16 protein-coding genes are annotated in these 15,856 nt (G+C 72.3%); 11 read left to right on the top strand and 5 right to left on the bottom strand.

Annotated features, from left to right (window positions below; genetic code table 11):
• Positions 1-113: 113 nt before the first annotated feature.
• Entirely contained in the window at positions 114-419 is a 306-nt protein-coding gene (locus ACFVS6_RS24045) for a hypothetical protein (protein ID WP_389706736.1), read from the bottom strand.
• Positions 420-577: 158 nt separating this feature from the next.
• Between ACFVS6_RS24045 and ACFVS6_RS24040 the strand changes: the two genes are divergently transcribed.
• The 10 genes from ACFVS6_RS24040 (at position 578) to ACFVS6_RS23995 (ending at position 9,465) form a co-directional block, all read left to right on the top strand.
• Entirely contained in the window at positions 578-1,204 is a 627-nt protein-coding gene (locus ACFVS6_RS24040; RefSeq protein ID WP_389706734.1) for a hypothetical protein, read from the top strand.
• Between the two features lie 87 nt (positions 1,205-1,291).
• Positions 1,292-2,389 carry an AI-2E family transporter gene (locus ACFVS6_RS24035; protein ID WP_389706732.1) on the top strand — a complete coding sequence of 366 codons (1,098 nt, stop codon included), beginning with the start codon at positions 1,292-1,294 and terminating at the stop codon, positions 2,387-2,389.
• A gap of 249 nt (positions 2,390-2,638) precedes the next feature.
• A complete protein-coding gene (locus tag ACFVS6_RS24030; protein ID WP_389706730.1) occupies positions 2,639-2,794 on the top strand; it encodes a hypothetical protein in 156 nt (51 codons plus the stop codon).
• Positions 2,795-2,903: 109 nt separating this feature from the next.
• Positions 2,904-4,046, top strand: a complete 1,143-nt coding sequence (locus ACFVS6_RS24025; RefSeq protein ID WP_389706728.1) for a serine/threonine-protein kinase — start codon at positions 2,904-2,906, stop codon at positions 4,044-4,046.
• 129 nt (positions 4,047-4,175) lie between these two features.
• On the top strand, positions 4,176-4,601 hold the full coding sequence (locus ACFVS6_RS24020) for a DUF6003 family protein (RefSeq protein WP_389706726.1): 426 nt from the start codon (positions 4,176-4,178) through the stop codon (positions 4,599-4,601).
• A 643-nt stretch (positions 4,602-5,244) separates the two neighbouring features.
• Positions 5,245-6,651: a sensor histidine kinase gene (locus ACFVS6_RS24015; protein WP_389706724.1), complete on the top strand. Its 1,407-nt coding sequence runs from the start codon at positions 5,245-5,247 to the stop codon at positions 6,649-6,651.
• A 1-nt stretch (position 6,652) separates the two neighbouring features.
• On the top strand, positions 6,653-7,060 hold the full coding sequence (locus ACFVS6_RS24010) for a roadblock/LC7 domain-containing protein (protein ID WP_281204722.1): 408 nt from the start codon (positions 6,653-6,655) through the stop codon (positions 7,058-7,060).
• Positions 7,057-7,413, top strand: a complete 357-nt coding sequence (locus ACFVS6_RS24005) for a DUF742 domain-containing protein (RefSeq protein ID WP_389706722.1) — start codon at positions 7,057-7,059, stop codon at positions 7,411-7,413. The genes ACFVS6_RS24010 and ACFVS6_RS24005 overlap by 4 nt, the downstream gene beginning before the upstream one ends.
• A complete protein-coding gene (locus ACFVS6_RS24000; protein WP_389706720.1) occupies positions 7,394-8,017 on the top strand; it encodes an ATP/GTP-binding protein in 624 nt (207 codons plus the stop codon). Before ACFVS6_RS24005 ends, ACFVS6_RS24000 begins: the two co-directional genes overlap by 20 nt.
• Entirely contained in the window at positions 8,014-9,465 is a 1,452-nt protein-coding gene (locus ACFVS6_RS23995) for a cytochrome P450 (protein WP_389706718.1), read from the top strand. The genes ACFVS6_RS24000 and ACFVS6_RS23995 overlap by 4 nt, the downstream gene beginning before the upstream one ends.
• A 90-nt stretch (positions 9,466-9,555) precedes the next feature.
• Here the strand turns inward: ACFVS6_RS23995 and ACFVS6_RS23990 are convergent, their stop codons facing one another.
• From ACFVS6_RS23990 to ACFVS6_RS23980, 3 genes are all read right to left on the bottom strand, one after another.
• On the bottom strand, positions 9,556-10,587 hold the full coding sequence (locus ACFVS6_RS23990) for a hypothetical protein (RefSeq protein ID WP_389706716.1): 1,032 nt from the start codon (positions 10,585-10,587) through the stop codon (positions 9,556-9,558).
• A gap of 292 nt (positions 10,588-10,879) precedes the next feature.
• Positions 10,880-12,670 carry a methyltransferase gene (locus ACFVS6_RS23985; protein WP_389706714.1) on the bottom strand — a complete coding sequence of 597 codons (1,791 nt, stop codon included), beginning with the start codon at positions 12,668-12,670 and terminating at the stop codon, positions 10,880-10,882.
• Between the two features lie 186 nt (positions 12,671-12,856).
• Entirely contained in the window at positions 12,857-14,026 is a 1,170-nt protein-coding gene (locus ACFVS6_RS23980; RefSeq protein ID WP_389706829.1) for a 4-hydroxybenzoate 3-monooxygenase, read from the bottom strand.
• A gap of 251 nt (positions 14,027-14,277) precedes the next feature.
• On the opposite strand from ACFVS6_RS23980, the gene ACFVS6_RS23975 reads away from it, so the two are divergent.
• Positions 14,278-14,811, top strand: coding sequence for a DUF4232 domain-containing protein (locus ACFVS6_RS23975; protein WP_389706712.1), 534 nt, complete (start codon positions 14,278-14,280; stop codon positions 14,809-14,811).
• 88 nt (positions 14,812-14,899) lie between these two features.
• Here the strand turns inward: ACFVS6_RS23975 and ACFVS6_RS23970 are convergent, their stop codons facing one another.
• Positions 14,900-15,748 (bottom strand): aldo/keto reductase, encoded by an 849-nt coding sequence (locus ACFVS6_RS23970; protein WP_389706710.1) that lies wholly within the window; start codon positions 15,746-15,748, stop codon positions 14,900-14,902.
• Positions 15,749-15,856: the final 108 nt, after the last annotated feature.

The raw sequence follows: 15,856 nt of genomic DNA, 5'->3' as shown, positions 1-15,856 counted from the left end.
CGGCTCCGGTGCCGGCTCCGTGCTGTGGCTGCGTCGTGGCCGCGCCGTGCGGTGCCGTGGCCGCGACGTGTGCGTGCGGTGCCTCCGCCACGGGGCCGGCGGGCCGCGCGGGTTCAGGCGGGCCGACGGATCCGGTACGTGAGCTTCCCGTGGGGGCAGGTGCCGTCGCCGCGCCGGGGGAAGTCGATGCTGCCGGGGATGTCGACCGCGCAGTGCTCCGGGTCGTCGTGGTCCAACCCGCACTGCCAACTGAAGCGGGGGAGGGCGGCCGCCGCGGAGGGCGGGGGAGTCAGGGCGAGGTCGCCGTCGGCGGCGTCCGGGTCGATGGCGCCGCCGAAGGGGCCGCCCTCGGCGAAGGGGTCGGGGCCGCCGGCACGAGCGGCGTGATCGGTGGCGCGGTGCTCCGGGGACTGGTCCACTGGCTTCCTCGCAGTCGGTCGACCGGGTTTCCGATGGCAGTGTCCCCGACCTTCGACTACATGGCTCATGAAGGGTAATTGGGGACTCCGGTTGCACTACGATCCTGCGCCGTACGGGTCGACGTCCTCGCCCGTCGGGCTGAACGGGGGCATTGCGCATGGCTGTTCCGGATCCGGCGAAGCCCGACGACATCGTCGAGGCGATCCTGCTCACGGTGTTCGGGGGAGACAGCCTCGTCCTCCACGCGTTCGTCATCGCCACATGGGCACTCGCCTGGTACGCCCTCGTCACCTCCGCCCACCGGCACGCCCGCGGCATGTACACGAGGGTGTCGCGGACCCCTGCGGCCGTGCGCTCCGCCGCGGCCGTCCGCACCGTGATCACGGCGCTGGTGCAGGCGGTGTACCTCGGCCTGAGCTTCTTCATCGCGGGCCATCTCCACCACACGGTGCGCGAGACCGAGGGCCCGGGCGACGTCGACCTGGCCACCTGGTTCACACCTCCCGCGGACCCGCTGGGCGACCCCGTGTTCTGGATCTGGTTCGCCGTCGCGGGGATCCTCGTGCTGTGCGGCTGGTGGAGCGGTGTCGGCCTGGACGGCGACATCACCCCGTTCCATCCGGTGGCGTGGCTCCTGTTCGCGTGCGGCGGGGTCGCCGTCCTGGTCCTGTTCCCGATCCACCGGGAGATGGGGGTGCTGGCCCTCGTCTACGTCGTCAGCGCGGCCCTGTCCCTGTACCTGCCGAGGTCGTGCACCCGGGTGTGGGGCCGACGCCCCGCCTGACGTCGGGGCGGCGCCCGTCCTTCCGGCGTGCCCCGGCCGCGGGGCCGGAGGGCGGAGCCGTGCGCCGGGGTGCTTAAGGTGACCCCCATGTCTGTCACATTGAGCTCCGGAAGAGCCGCCGCCGCTCTTCGTACGTCGGCACGCGTCAGTGCCGAGTCGCTGGTGGTGCTGGCGATGGCGGCGGTCGCCCTCTGGATCCTCGGCCGCATGTGGTCGGTGGTCTGGCCGCTCATAGTCGCCCTGTTCCTCACCACGCTGACCTGGCCCCTGGCCTCGTTCCTGAGGCGGCGCGGATGGCGGCCCGCGCTCGCCGCGACCGCGGTCACCCTGCTGTTCCTCCTGGTGGCCGCGGGCATCGTCGCGCTCATCGCCGTCCCCGTGGCCTCCCAGTCGGGCGAGCTGGTCGAGGGCGTGCGCCAGGGCATCCAGCAACTGCGGGAATGGGCCGCCGGGCCGCCGCTGAACATCGGCGACGACCAACTCACGGGCGCCTTCGACGCCGCCATGGACCGACTCCAGAACAGCGTCGGCAGCGCGGTCTCCACCGTCGTCACCGGTGTGGGCACCGTGTTCAACGGCCTGGTGACCGCCGTCCTGGCGCTCTTCCTGATGTTCTTCTTCCTCAAGGACGGCCCCCGGTTCCTGCCGTGGCTGACCCGCCAACTTCCCGGCCGGTTCGCCACCGACGTCCCCGTCGTGGCCGCCCGGAGCTGGGACACCCTGGGCTCGTTCGTGCGCTCCCAGGCCTTCGTCGGGCTGCTCGACGCCGTGTTCATCGGCCTCGGCCTGTGGATCGTGGGCGTCCCCCTGGTGCTGCCGCTCGCGGTGCTGACCTTCGTGTCCGCGTTCGTACCGATCGTCGGCGCCCTGTTCGCGGGCCTGGTGGCGGTACTCATCGCCCTGGTGTCCAACGGGCTGACGGACGCGCTGATCGTGCTGGCGATCATCATCGTGGTCCAGCAGCTCGAAGGGAACGTGTTCCAGCCGATGATCCAGAGCCGCGGCCTCGGCCTCCACGCGGCGGTGGTCCTCCTGGCGGTCACCCTGGGCGGCAGCCTGGCCGGAGTCGTGGGCAGCCTCCTCGCGGTGCCCGCCGCCGCGCTCATCGCCGTCTTCTGGAACTACCTGCGCGAGCAGCTCACCGAAACCGAGCCCCCGACGGTGGAGGCGGCGCCGGCGGGCTGAGCCGGCGACCGGCGACCGGCGGCCGCCCGACCGGCCCCGATCCCGGGCCCCCGGCCCGTACGCGCGAAGGACCCCGGTCGCCCGACCGGGGTCCTTCGCCGTTCCCACCGGCCGCCGCCGCACCGCGGCTTCCGCCTCACGCTCCTCCGATCGGATGACGTCACGGGTCCCACCGGCCGCCGAGGCTCGTCCTGTCCGGCCCGGCCCGCCCCGGCGGGAACGGGCACCAGCGACGAAGGAGCCAACGACATGGACACGACCGCAAAGCGACAGGACGTCACCTTCGAGCTCGCCCTCGTCCCCTCGCCGGAGGCGGGGGCCGCCCACCGCCCCCTGTGCTACACCAGCTGCTACAGCGTCACGCCCGTGGGAGCGGGGGAAGCCGAGGCGCACCGGTCCTCCTGACACGGGCGCGGGCCCGACACCCACCCGGCCGCGTCCCGCAGCCCGGGGGTGTCGGCCCCGCGTGCCGGGGTAGGCGCGGGGCACCGCCCCGAGTGGAGGAGGACCCCGCATGCCGGCCCGGCTCGTCCCCGCGTACGGAACACGCCCCGAGCACGACACCCTGCTCGGGGGCCGCTACCGCCTCCGGGCGCCCATAGGAACCGGCGGCACGGCCGACGTCTTCCGCGGTACGGACGAGGTGCTGGGGCGCGAGGTGGCGGTCAAGGTGTTCCGGGCGGACACCGACACGGCCGGCGTCGACCGCTTCTGCGACGAGGCCCGCACCATGGCCCGGCTGTCGCACCGGGCGCTCGTGACCGTTTACGACGTCGGCTGCGACGGCCGAGCGGCCTTCATGGTCACGGAGTTGATCGACGGCGGCACCCTGCGCACGCGCGTGGAGGCCGGTCCCCTCGACACCGCCCAGGTCACCCGGCTCGGCGCCGAACTCGCCTCGGCCCTCGACCACGTGCACCGCCACGGCATCATCCACCACGACGTCACGCCCTCCAACGTCCTCCTCCGCGACGGCGACGCTCCCTTCCTGGCCGACTTCGGGCTGTCCCGGACCGTGCACGACCGGCCCCACGAAGCCCCCGACACGCTCGTCGGCACGCTCGCCTACATGGCCCCGGAACAGCTCCTCGGACGGGCCGCCACCACGGCCAGCGACGTCTACGCCTTCGGACTGACCCTCCTCGAAGCACTCACCGGCCACCGCGAGTACCGGGGGACACCCGTCGAAGTGGGCACCGCCCACCTCCTGCACCCGCCCCGCGTCCCGGAAGGGCTCCCGGGCGACCTCGGCAGGCTGCTGACCGCGATGACGGACCGCGACCCCGACGCACGCCCCGACGCCGCCCGCGTCCATCTCGGCCTGAGGGACCTGGCCCGAGCGCCCACCTCCCGCACCGCCGCCACGAGGGGGCCCGCGGAGGTCCCCTCGCGCCGCGCACCGTCGACGCCCCGCGCGGCCGCCCGCTCCCACGCGCGGTCCGCCCCGGCGGCGAGGAAACCCGCCGCCCGCCGGCGCGGGACCGCCGTCGGCCTCGCGGCCGCGACCGTGATCGGCGCCTGCACCCTGCTGACGGGCGGCGTCCCGGTCGGGGAAGGCACCCTCCCCGACGCGACGTTCCGCCATCGGTCGCCGACCCCGGAGGTGGTGGAGGCGGCCGATCGCGTCGCCCCCGGCGCCCCGGACGACGCGCCCTGACCCCGCGCCCCCGACGCGGTTCCCGCGAGCTCCCCGCACCCGTCCGGGCGACGGCTGCTTGATCGCGGGAGCGCGGGGTAGGCGGTGGGCGATCGAGTGCGGCCCCGTGTACCAGGAGAGTGACCCACGATGACGGACGACGCCTACCTGTTCCTCGCGAACCCCGCCTCCGGCTGGCAGGGGACGCCCCTGATCCTCGTCGGACCGCTGGAGTGCCTGGACACCCCGGCCGTTCAGGCCTGGTTCACGGCCCAGGACGTCAGTCCCGCGTCCGCCGAAGTCCGCGTGGTCCCCCCGGAGGAGACGGCCCTGATCCCCGAGGACGCCGAGCGGCTCCCGATCCCGTTGGGAACGGAGGAACTGGAACGAGTGCGCCGCGCCGCGGCGACGGAAACCGTCGCCGACGTCGAGGAGGACCTGGCCGCGTTCCGCGACACCGAGGACAACCGGGACGACCTGCTGCGCCGCGCACTCGCCGCCGGAGTACCGGCCCATCGGATCGTCGAACTCTCCGGCGTGGACCCCACCACCCTTTCCTCCGTCTCGGAGAACTGAACGCACCACGGAGGATCGGCGGGCGGCGTCAGCGGGTGCTGACGCCGCTTTTCCATGTCGGTACGCCCGTACGCCGCCCCCGCTCCGGGTACTCCCGGCCCCCGTCGGGCGCGCGCTGGACGCGCCGGCTCGGCGCGATCGACGCACCGGCTCGGCCTTCAGTGCACCGACCGGCCAGGCGTACGGGGGCCGGGGCGGGACCCGTCCGAACGGACGCCAGAACGTGATCGTTTCATAGCATCTTGGGTACCTCGATTGGTCGTTTATGGGCTCGGAATAACCGGTGCGGGCTGTCCTTACCGCAAGGTCACATGGCGAACCCGAACTGACTATGCTCCCCGATGTGTTGCGCTGCGCTCACAGCGAGTCATGGACGCTGTGATGCGCTGCGGAAGGACCGTTGCCGCACGGGGGAGTGGTGACGGCGCGTTCCCGGAGCGACCGACCGGGACGTCATCGAGCACGCGTGCGAGCGCGGGTGGAGTCCGGTGTCCCTTTCGGCGCATCGCATCACCTCAGTCCGCTCATATCAGACTGGTAGGGGACCTTGATGGTTCGTGCAGGTGCAATTTCCAGATCCCGGCCAACCGCGGTCGTCCGGGAGTGGCTGCTTCCTCCCGGCGTCCTGGCCGGGGCCACCGCGATGGCGTTGCTCCTTTCCCCTGCACACATATGGACGACTGTTGCCTGGTGCGGCGTCGCCGCCGTCCTCCTGACGGTCATCACCTCGGCCGAGACCGTGCGCCGCCTGCGCTCCGCCGAGGTCGCCCGCCAGGCACAGGCGCGGGCCGAGGCGGAGGCCCAGTACGGGCAACGCGAGGCCGCGCTGCTCGGGCGCCTCGCGGACCAGCGGGCGACCACCGTCTGGCTCGCCGAGGAACTGCTCCCCGCCGCCGTCGCCCGTCTGCAGAAGGGCGACTCCGCATCGGACATCCTGCAGGCCGTGAGCTTCGGGACCCATTTGGACGCCGAGTTCACCGAAGCGCTCGAAGGAGCGCTCCAGACGCTCCTGGAAGCCGTGGAGGCCGAGGAGCACACGCGGGACGCGTCCCAGCGCGCTCTGGTGGCCGTCGCGCGCAGGGTCCAGTCGATCGTGCACCAGCTCGCCAGGGACCTGCGTTCCATGCAGATCATGCACGGGACGGACGTCATCGTCTCCCGGGGCCTCCAGGACATCGACCACCGCAACGCGCTGATCGGCCGCCTCGCCGCGAGCATCGCGGTCCTCGGCGACGCCCGCCCCGGACGACAGTGGTCCAAGCCCATCCCGCTCTACGACGTCCTGCGCGGCGCCATGTCACGCATCGTGGACTATCCCCGCGTGCGACTCCAGTCGGTGGCGGAGGTCGCGGTGGTCGGCCCCGGCGCCGAACCGCTGATCCACCTGCTCGCCGAACTCCTCGACAACGCCACGACGTTCTCGCCGCCCCACACCCCGGTGGAGGTGACCGCGAGCGAGGTGCCCTCCGGCATCGCGATCGAGATCGAGGACCGCGGCGTCGGACTCACCGAGGAGGTCCGGGAACACGTCGAACGCGTCATGGCGCGGGCGGTCTCGGGCATCAACCTGGCGGGCCTCGGCGAGGTCACGCAACTCGGCCTGCCGGTCGTCAGCAGGCTCGCCCACGAGCACGGCTGCGAGGTCGACCTGCGCACCTCCGCCTACGGCGGTGTACGGGCGGTCGTGCTCGTGCCCAGGCGCCTGATCACCACGGTGCCGCAGTCCATCGTCCGCCGCCCCCAGGAACCCGTGCGCAAGCGTCAGGGAGGCCCCGCGCTGTCCCGCCCGATGCCGGTGCGCGACGCCGTCGAGGAGACTCCCGAGGTCAGGAAGACCCTGGGCGGACTGCCTCAACGACGACGCGAATCACCCGTCCCGACACCGGTCGTACTGGCCACCCCCACACCTCCCGTCGCTCCTGTCATCTCCTGGGGCACCTCCGGCAGCACCCGCCAGCCGGGGCTGATGTGGGAGGCGTTCAACGGCGAGAGGCGATCGGGCGCCGAACCTTCCACTTCCCACAGCGAGCCGTCAGATGAGGTTGAGTAACATGCAGCCACTGCCCAACATGGACTGGATGCTCAAGGAGCTCGTGGGCGGTGTCCCTTACGTGCGACACGTGGTCGTCCTGTCGTCGGACGGCCTGTGCATCGGTCAGGCGAACACGGCGCCCGACACCGCCGACGCGCTCGCCGCCGCCTGCTCCGGCATCCAGAGCCTGGCGAGGGCCGTCGCGCAGATGTTCCCGCACGGGGACGGCTCGACGCGGATGGTCGGCATCGAGGCCGATGGCGGGTACTTCTCGTTGATGGCGGCCGGCCCCGGAGCCGCCCTCGCGGTGCTGGCCGACGAGGAGGTGGACGCCGGACTCCTCGGCGACCGCATGAGGACGTTGGTGGTCCGGATCGGTCAGCACATGACCAGCCCGCCCCGTGAGGATGTCGGGCAGGCGATGTGACATCAGAGAATCCGGACCCGTGGGATGAAGGCACCCCCGTTCCGCTCTACGTCATCACCGGCGGCCCGGTATCCGCGGCGAAGACCTTCGACCTCGTCACCCTCATCGCGGCGAGGTCCGAGCCCGACCCCTCGATGCAGCCCGAACAGGCCGCCATCCTCTCCCTGTGCACCTACCCGCTCTCGGTGGCCGAGGTGTCGGCCTACCTCAGCCTCCCGTTCAGCGTCGTCACCGTACTGCTGTCCAAACTCGTCGACGAAGAGCGGCTCGAAGCCATCGCACCCGTGCCGGTGGCTGCCTTTCCCGAACGCGGCCTGCTGGAGGCGGTGATCCATGGACTACGCAAGCTCTGAAGTGCCCGGCGCCGGCCGGCGCGACGCCGGCATGCTGCTGCCCCACGGCGCCAGGGGAGTCAAGGTGGTGGTCGTCGGCGGCTTCGGGGTCGGCAAGACCACCATGGTCGGCGCGGTGAGCGAGATCCCGCCGCTGACCACCGAGGAGACGATGACGCAGGCGGGCGTCGGGATCGACCACAACCCGGGCGTCTCGGGCAAGAACACCACCACCGTCGCGATGGACTTCGGCCGGATCAGCATCAACCAGGAGTTGATCCTCTACCTGTTCGGAACACCCGGACAGGAGCGCTTCTGGTTCCTGTGGAACGGCATCTTCGAAGGTGCCCTCGGCGCCGTGGTCCTCGTCGACACCCGCACGATCGAGGTCTGCTTCGAGGTCGTCACCCGACTTGAGGACCGCCGCGTCCCGTTCGTCGTCGTCGTCAACACCTTCCCCGAGGCACCGCAGTACCCCCTGCCCGACCTGCGCACCGCCCTGGCCCTCAGCGACTCCGTGCCCATCGTCACCTGTGACGCACGCGACCGGGCGTCCTGCCGCGACGCCCTGCTCTCGCTGATGGTCTACCTGTGCACCCTTGCAGCCGCCCAGGAGTCCGCATGACCTTCCCACCCCCCGAACACGCCATCGAGTACGGCGGTTCGGTCCCGCCCCCGGGCTGCCCGGCCCACACCGCCACGGGACCCGGCGGAGCCACCCGTCTGTACGGACCCGCCGCGGAGACGGACCCCATGGGCCTGTACGAGAAACTGCGGGCCGAGCACGGTCCCGTGGCGCCCGTCCTCCTCGACGGTGACGTGCGCGCCTGGCTCGTCCTCGGCTACCAGGAGAACCGGGACGTGGCCAGCCGCCCCACCCAGTTCTCCCGCGACCCCCGCGTCTGGCACGGTTGGAGGAGCGGGGAGATCGACCCCGCCACCTCCCCGTTGGTCCCGATGATCGGCTGGCGTCCCGACTGCGTCTGCGCGGACGGCGAGGAACACCAGCGACTGCGCGGCGCCGTCACGGCCGGCCTGAGCCAGTTCGACCACCGCGGGGTTCGCCGGCACATCACCCGCTTCGCCCACCAGGTGATCGACACGTTCAGCGAGAGCGGCGAGGCCGAGCTCGTGGGCCAGTTCACCGAGCACGTGCCCATGCTGACCCTCACCCACCTGCTCGGCATGTCCGAGGAGGACGGCCCCGGGCTCGTGCACGCCGCCCGTGACCTCTTCAAGGCCACCGAGACCTCCCTGGCCAGCAACGCCTACGTGCTGCGCAGCCTGGAACGGCTCGTCATCGCCAAGCGGACCCGCCCCGGCCAGGACATCGCCTCCGCGCTGCTGGCCCACCCCGCCCGCCTCACGGACGAGGAGGTCCAACACCACCTGCGCCTCATCCTGCTCGCCGGTTACGAGACCACCGCCAACCTCATGTCCAACGTCCTGCGCATGGTCGTCACCGACCCCCGGTTCCGCGGCTCGCTGGCCGGCGGCCAGATGACGCTCCCGGAGGCCGTCGAACAGGTCCTGTGGGACGAGCCGCCGCTGATGGTCTGCCCGGGTCGTTGGGCCAACGGCGACACCGTCCTGGGCGGCCGGCAGATCAGGGCCGGGGACATGCTCCTGCTGGGCCTGGCGGCCGGGAACGTCGACCAGTCCATCCGCAGGGATCCCTCGACCCCCGTGCACCACAACCGCGCGCACCTGGCCTTCAGCGCGGGCACCCACGAATGCCCCGGTCAGGACATCGGCCGCATCATCGCCGACACGGGAATCGACATCCTGCTCACCCGGCTGCCGGACATCACCCTGGCCGTCCCCGAGGAGGCCCTGACCTGGCGTTCCTCCACCTGGGCCCGGCATCTGACGGCGCTGCCGGTGAACTTCGCGCCCCGCGCGCCGAAGCCGCACGACGCCCCGGCCCCGCTGCCCGCCGCTCCGGTCCGGAGCGGCGCAAGCCGATCGGCGGCGGCGCCGCCGCGGCCCGTCGCCGAGCCCGTGGTGTCGCACCGGCTCCCACCCCGGGCCTCCTGGTGGGCGCGCCTGACCGGTTTCCTGCGGGGGCGGTAGGCGAAAACGACCGGGCACCGGGACCGTACGCACGGGGGAGGGGCGCCGACATCCGTCGGCGCCCCTCCGTCGATGTCGGCCGAGGCGCCGTCACTCCGGGAACGGCTCGTCCGAGGAGGCGTAGCGCGGCGCCCCGGTGTACCAGGCGTGCAGACCCGACAGGAAGCCGCAGGCGCCTGCGAGCCACACCTCCAGCTCCTCCCGCTCGTCACGATGCAGTCCGGTGCGCTGGACGAGCTGGACGAGGTCCGTCCGCCGCAGGTGCTCGAAGTCCCGCAATCGGGCGTTCACCAGGTTCAGGGCGCCGGGCACGGCCTCGTGGAGACCGATGCCCAGCGACGAAGCGACCACCAGCACGAGGTTGTTGACGTCGCGTTCCTCGTGCACCTCCCGCTCGTAGGACGCGATGTCGTTCGCCAACCCCATGAAGTCCATGAAGGCGTCGAGCAGGGCACGGACGGTCCGGCTGTGCCGGATCTGTTCGGGTATTCGCGCTCCGGTGGCCAACTCCACTGAATAGGGCGCGGTGTGGGCGGCGAAACTGTCGCGCCGGAACGAGGCGTAGTCGATCAGATGGGGAACACGCCCGCTGAGACTGTTCGCGAGTTCCTCCACTCCCGCGTCGACGTACCGCACGAGGTGCTGGTTGAACTCTCGCCGCCAGTGAGCCAGCCTCGGTGGGAAAAGGCAGCGTTGAAGGTCGGCGATGCCCCGCTCGACGGCGTTCGTCGGTTCCGGCGGCCGGGCGCCCGGCTCCGTACGCAGGAACTCGTGGAGCCGGGCGGTGAACACCACCGCGCCGGAGAGGTCACCGGTCTGCTTGAAGGTGGTGGCGAAGTAGTCGTCCCAGGCCAGGGCCCACACGTTGAAGCGGTGGTTGAGCCGCAGGTCCGCGAGCGAGGCGTCGGGCAGGGTCCAGGCGGTCAGTTGGTCGACGGTCATGGCGTGGAACTTGGGCCGCGTCCAGATCGGGCGCGCGCCCGTCGGCCCGTCGTGGCCCTCCAGCATGCCCATCTCGCGTGCCCAGGACTCGTTCTCCGCGTGCAGGGCCGGCAGGTGCGGATTCACTCGCAGTGGATGGGGCATCCACAGCTGGGGGAGCTCGACGGTACGCACGGTCATGGGGACCAGACTCCTTCTCTCTCCGGCCCGCACGGCTCTGCGGACCACCACGCGGGCGGTGGACCGGGGGAGGCCGGGCCGCCGCCCGGTCCTACTCACCTGGCTGCTGTGCGCTGGGGCGCGCCCTTGGGGCGGCATGGCTGAGGGATGCGGGACGCCGCACATGTGCCCGCATGTGGTCGAAACGTCCCTTCTTGAGGCCGGATCGTGTCCATTCCGGAGCTCTCCACCCCTGCCCGCCGCGAACGTCCGGCAACCCCACAACGGCCCCTGACCTGCGGTCAGGGCATATTCACCGCCCGAACGGAACGAATTCCCCAGGAGAGACTTTTCGGACTTCCGCGCGAACGGGTTCCGCCCGTCGGACGTGCAGGGTGCGGGCGCCGAGGGGGAGGGGGCCGTGGCCGACCAGCCGCAGGCCGCAGTCGGACAGCAGCCGGGCGTAGTGGTCCGCCGTGCGCTCCTGGCCACCGGTGTTGCACATCATGTGCAGGTCCCAGGCGGTGGCGAGCGACGGGGCGCCGTCCGCCGGCAGCAGACGTTCGACGATGAGCAGGTCGGCGTCCGGGGACATCGCCTCGGCGCAGTACCGCAGGATGCTCCGGCAGCGGTCGTCGTCCCAGTCGTGGAGGACCCGGGAGAGCAGGTAGACGTCACCCTCCGGCGGCACGTCCGCGAAGTCACCGGCCAGGTAGGCGCACCGGGCACCGACGGGGCCCGCGGCGAGCCGGGCCCTGGCCGCGGCGAGGACCTGGGGGCGTTCGAGGAGCGTGCCGCGGAGGTCGGGGTGACGCGTCAGGACCCGCTCCAGCAGTTCCCCCGTCCCGCCCGCGATGTCGACGACGGTGCGGCCGCCACCGGGCGCGCCGGCGGCGGCGGTGAGGACCGGGTGATCGGGCAGCGGGTCGAACATGGCGGCGGAGGCCGCCATGGACTGGTCGAACAGCGCGGACAGCTCGGGCCGTCCCGCGAAGTGGTCGAAGTGGTTCTCGCCGTACAGGTGCTCGAAACCCGGCTGCCCGGTCCGTACGGTGTGGGTCAGGTGACCGAAGGACCGGTAGAAGGGACCGCCGTACATCAGGGCAAGGGCCCGCATCGAGGAAGGGGCCCGCTCGGCCAGGAGCGCGCCGACGCCGGTCAGGCGGTACCCGGTCCCGTCCACGGCCACCACGCCCACCATGGCGAGGTAGCGGAGCAGGGTCGCCAGGCACTCGGGGCGGGCGCCCACCTCCCGTGCCAGCTCCGCGGCGCCTGCACCGGGACGCCGGTCGAGGGCCTCCGGGAGCCGTAGCTCCGCGCACGTGGCCAGGGCCTGGGTGGTCCAGGCCCCGGTGAGCATCCGCAGGAGCGATTCCGCGGGCCCCTCCGCGGGCTGCGCCCCACCGGCCAGGTGCTCGCCCAGGACGTCGCGGTGATCGCCGCACGCGTACAACTCCACCCGCCCGTAGACCGTCTTGGTGTCGGCGGGGGCGGTGAAGTAGAACACGGTCCCGTCCTCGTGCGGGTTGTAGCCACCACCGTCGGGTGCGGCGCCGCGCCCCGCGAAGCTCGCCAACAGCCCTCGCAGTACGAGCGGGTCGGGACGCACGACGTCGAACGCCAGGTGGGCCTCGTGGTCCTGACGACGTTCCCGCTCGGCGATCAGGTCCGATCCGGAACCCGGGGTCAGGGCCAGGGCGAACACCTCGACCGCCCGCTGCTCCCCGCACGGGCCGATGACCCCGGGCCGGAGAATCCTTACGTCAAGATCGGCGGGGTCGCGGTGGTGGCGCGCGGCGAGGCGGTCGCGGACGACCACGCTCGGCTGCGCCGCGGAGTCGCAGGTCAGCCCGCAGTCCGCGAGCTGCGCGCGCAGGGCGGGCTCGTCGGCCGGGAAGACGAGCAGGGCGGCGTGCGCGAAGCGGCACCGATCGGTCAGGGCCCGCAGTTCGGGGCCGTCGAGGCCGGGCAGCACGCGCGCGAGCAGGACGGACGTGTCCTGCTCGCGCACGAAATCGGCCGCCGCGCGCAACCGCGCCGCGTCGTCGAGGAGCAGGGGGGTCGCGCCGGTGGCGGGCGTGCTGGAGCGGTCGTCGGAGTACATGCGGTGTCCCTGTCGAAGGAGGAGGGCGCCCTGGATTCTCGGCGCGGGTCGCGGGTCGCGGGTCGCGGGTCGCGGTTCGCGGTTCGCGGTTCGCGACGGAGTGCGGACGGGTGCCGATGGGCGCCGAAGGGGCGTTGAGGACGTGCCGACCGGCCCGACCGGGTCGGGGCCGGTGGTGGGGGAGGGTCAGATGCCGACGTAGTGGTCGGCGAACCAGTCCTGGGTCGTCCGGGAGTCGCGCAGCGAGGCGATGCGGGAGGACCGCAGCCGCTCCTGGAAGGGCGCGGCGGTCCCCTCCGGTCCGGGCGCACCGTGCAGGAGGTTGATCATCCAGTGGGAGAACTCCTGTGCCCGCCAGATGTGGTCCAGGCACCGGTCCGAGTAGCGGTCGAGCGCCTCCGGATCACCGTGGACGAGCGAGTCGGTCAGGGCGCGGGCCAGGATCTCCGCCTCCAGCACCGCCAGGTTCGCCCCCTTGGCGGCCGCGGGACTGATCAGCGCCGCCGCGTCTCCCACCAGGAACAACGAGCCGTACCGGAGCGGTTCGAGGACGTCGGATTCGAGATCGACGACGGCCCGCTGGAGGATCCTCCCGCTCCGCAGGGCGCCGTACTCGGCCGCACCCATGCGCAGGGCGAGTTCCTCCCAGATCCGTTGCTCGCTCCACGTCCCGGGATCGTGCCCACGTTCGCACTGCAGGTAGTAGCGGGTGTTCTCGGCCGAGCGCGCCATGTGCCCGGCGAAGCCGCGCGGGTGGACCGCGTAGCCGACGGCGTCCATGCTCGGCGGTGCCTCGGCGAGCAGGCCCAGCCATGACACCCCGTGGTCGCGGTGGTGACGGCGGACCGCCCCGGCCGGGAGCGAGCGCCGCCCCGCACCGTGTCGGCCGTCGCAGGCGGCGACGTACCGGGCCTGCCAACGGCCGGTCCTTCCGTCGCTGTCACGTACCGCCACCGAGGGATTCGGGCCGTCCGCGTCGGTGATGGCGGTGGCGCCGGTGCCGAACCGGACCTGGCCGCCGGCGTCGAGGAACTGCCCCAACAGGTCCCCGACCAGCTCGTGTTGGGGATAGACGGTGTGCGGCTCGCCGCGGCCGAGTCGGCCGTAGTCTAGTCGGAAGCGTCCCTCCTCGGTGCGGAACTCGCAGACGCCGTGCTCCCGCCCGCGCCGACGCAGCCCCTCGTCGAGGCCGTTGCGGGCCAGGACGCGCACGGTGTGGGCGGCGAGGTAGCCGGCCCGTGCCCGGTTGTGGAGGTGTTCGCGTTCGGCGCGTTCGAGGACGACGCAGTCGATCCCGTTGTCGAGTAAGAGGTTCCCCAGCACCAGGCCGGCGGGGCCGGCGCCGACGATCACCACATCGGCCGAGTTCCGCGGAACCCGGGCGTGCTCACTTTCTGTCACGGATGTGGATCTTAGGGACTGTTCGGGGGACGGACCGTCGAAGATCACCCGTATGGCCCGGCCGAAGAGAAAAGGATTCTTCCGTAGGGGCGAACGGGGCCCGGCCGAGGGCGGGGCCGCGCCCCGGCCCCGGCGGACCGTGCGGACGCCGCCGACGGAGCGTCGGGTCGGCATTCGCCCCGGCCCGTGGTTGCGTGGAGGGCGTCATGGAACCGGTCGGAAGACAGGCAGAGTTCAGCATGCACACCAGTCGCAGGTCCGCTCCCCTCCTCGCCGGCGCGTTGGCGGCCGTCGCCGCCGTGGGAATCGCGCAAGCCGCCCCCGCGAGCGGCCTCGCCGCCCCCTCGGCCTGTCGCCCGGCCAACCACCTCGCGAAGATCGCACCGGACCGCGCCGAATCCGGGCACCTCCACTTCCGCGTCACGCTGACCGCCCCGAAGGGATACGCGCCGTGTCGGCTGGCCGGTTCCCCGACCGACGTGGCCTTCGCGAACCACGGCACCCCGCTCGGCATCACGACCGGACGGTACGGCGACCAGAACGCCGTCGTGACCTTCGGGCCGGGCCACCCCGTCCACTTCGACATCCGGGTTCCCCACCAGGACCACGGCACCCCGGCGGACGAGGCGTCGTTCACGCTGGGTGCCCCGGGCGGTGCGATCCCCGGCACCTCCGTCGCCGAAGGCCCCTTCGAGGTGGCCGCCGGCACCCTCATCGGCCCCGTCCGGCCCGGAGCCTGACGCCGGCCCTCCCCCTCCCTCCCCGGGCCCCGCCACCTCCACGCCCGGCCGGCCTCCCGAGGACGCCGGCCGGGCGCGCAGGCGACGGTCAGTCGCCCAGGACGTGGGTGCCGAGCCGGCCGACCACGGCGGGATCACGATGGTCGAAGAACGCGGACGCCCCGGTGTCCAGGGCGGCGACGGCCGCCATCTCATCGGGGGTGAGTTCGAAGTCGAAGACGTCGAGGTTCTCCGCCATCCGCTCGGGCCGCACCGACTTGGGGATCACCACGACACCGCGCTGGACGAGCCAGCGCAGCACGACCTGAGCCACCGACCTGCCGTGCGCGGCCGCGATCGCACTGAGCACCGGATGGCCGAAGAGGTTGTTGCGGCCCTCCGCGAAGGGCCCCCAGGACTCGATCTGAACGCCGCGCTCGCGCATCAGCTCCTGGTCGGAGGTGCGTTGGTGGAAGGGGTGGGTCTCGACCTGGTTGACGGCCGGGGTGATCTCGTTGTGGTCGATCAGGTCCACGAGCCGGTCGCCGTGGAAGTTCGAGACGCCGATGGCCCGCACGAGCCCCTCACCCTGCAGGGCCTCCATGGCACGCCAGGAGCCGTACACGTCCCCGTAGGGCTGGTGGATCAGGTACAGGTCGAGGTGGTCCAGGCCGAGTTTGCGCAGTGAGGTGTGGAAGGCGCGCGCCGCCCTGTCCTCACCGGCGTCGGAGACCCACAGCTTGGTGGTGACGAACAGCTCCTGACGCGGGATGCCGCTCGACCCGATCGCCCGGCCGACGGCCTCCTCGTTGCCGTAGGCCGCCGCGGTGTCCAACGACCGGTAGCCGGCGGCGAGCGCGTCGCTGACGGCCCGTTCGGTCTCCTCGGGCGGGATCTGGTACACGCCGAAGCCGAGGACGGGCATCTCGACGCCGTTGTTCAGGGTGACGTTGTGCATGTGGGGGTCCTTGTCCTTGTCCACGTCGGGGGCCGGGTGGATCCCGGTGCGATCCGGCGAGGGACCCCGCCGGCCGTACGGGGCCGTGCTCGTCCACGCCTACCCGCT

Source organism: Streptomyces sp. NPDC057939 (genome assembly GCF_042887545.1).
Taxonomy (GTDB): domain Bacteria; phylum Actinomycetota; class Actinomycetes; order Streptomycetales; family Streptomycetaceae; genus Streptomyces.
Note: the sequence above shows the minus strand (reverse complement) of the source record. Positions and strands in the feature narration are given on the sequence as shown.

Coding starts and splice junctions, on each gene's coding strand:
- ACFVS6_RS23985 (WP_389706714.1), bottom strand. CDS start 12,670: ATGTACTCCGACGACCGCTCCAGCACGCCCGCCACCGGCGCGACCCCC.
- ACFVS6_RS24025 (WP_389706728.1), top strand. CDS start 2,904: ATGCCGGCCCGGCTCGTCCCCGCGTACGGAACACGCCCCGAGCACGAC.
- ACFVS6_RS24000 (WP_389706720.1), top strand. CDS start 7,394: ATGGACTACGCAAGCTCTGAAGTGCCCGGCGCCGGCCGGCGCGACGCC.
- ACFVS6_RS23990 (WP_389706716.1), bottom strand. CDS start 10,587: ATGACCGTGCGTACCGTCGAGCTCCCCCAGCTGTGGATGCCCCATCCA.
- ACFVS6_RS24040 (WP_389706734.1), top strand. CDS start 578: ATGGCTGTTCCGGATCCGGCGAAGCCCGACGACATCGTCGAGGCGATC.
- ACFVS6_RS23995 (WP_389706718.1), top strand. CDS start 8,014: ATGACCTTCCCACCCCCCGAACACGCCATCGAGTACGGCGGTTCGGTC.
- ACFVS6_RS23970 (WP_389706710.1), bottom strand. CDS start 15,748: ATGCACAACGTCACCCTGAACAACGGCGTCGAGATGCCCGTCCTCGGC.
- ACFVS6_RS24020 (WP_389706726.1), top strand. CDS start 4,176: ATGACGGACGACGCCTACCTGTTCCTCGCGAACCCCGCCTCCGGCTGG.
- ACFVS6_RS24035 (WP_389706732.1), top strand. CDS start 1,292: ATGTCTGTCACATTGAGCTCCGGAAGAGCCGCCGCCGCTCTTCGTACG.
- ACFVS6_RS24030 (WP_389706730.1), top strand. CDS start 2,639: ATGGACACGACCGCAAAGCGACAGGACGTCACCTTCGAGCTCGCCCTC.
- ACFVS6_RS24015 (WP_389706724.1), top strand. CDS start 5,245: ATGGCGTTGCTCCTTTCCCCTGCACACATATGGACGACTGTTGCCTGG.
- ACFVS6_RS23975 (WP_389706712.1), top strand. CDS start 14,278: ATGGAACCGGTCGGAAGACAGGCAGAGTTCAGCATGCACACCAGTCGC.
- ACFVS6_RS24010 (WP_281204722.1), top strand. CDS start 6,653: ATGCAGCCACTGCCCAACATGGACTGGATGCTCAAGGAGCTCGTGGGC.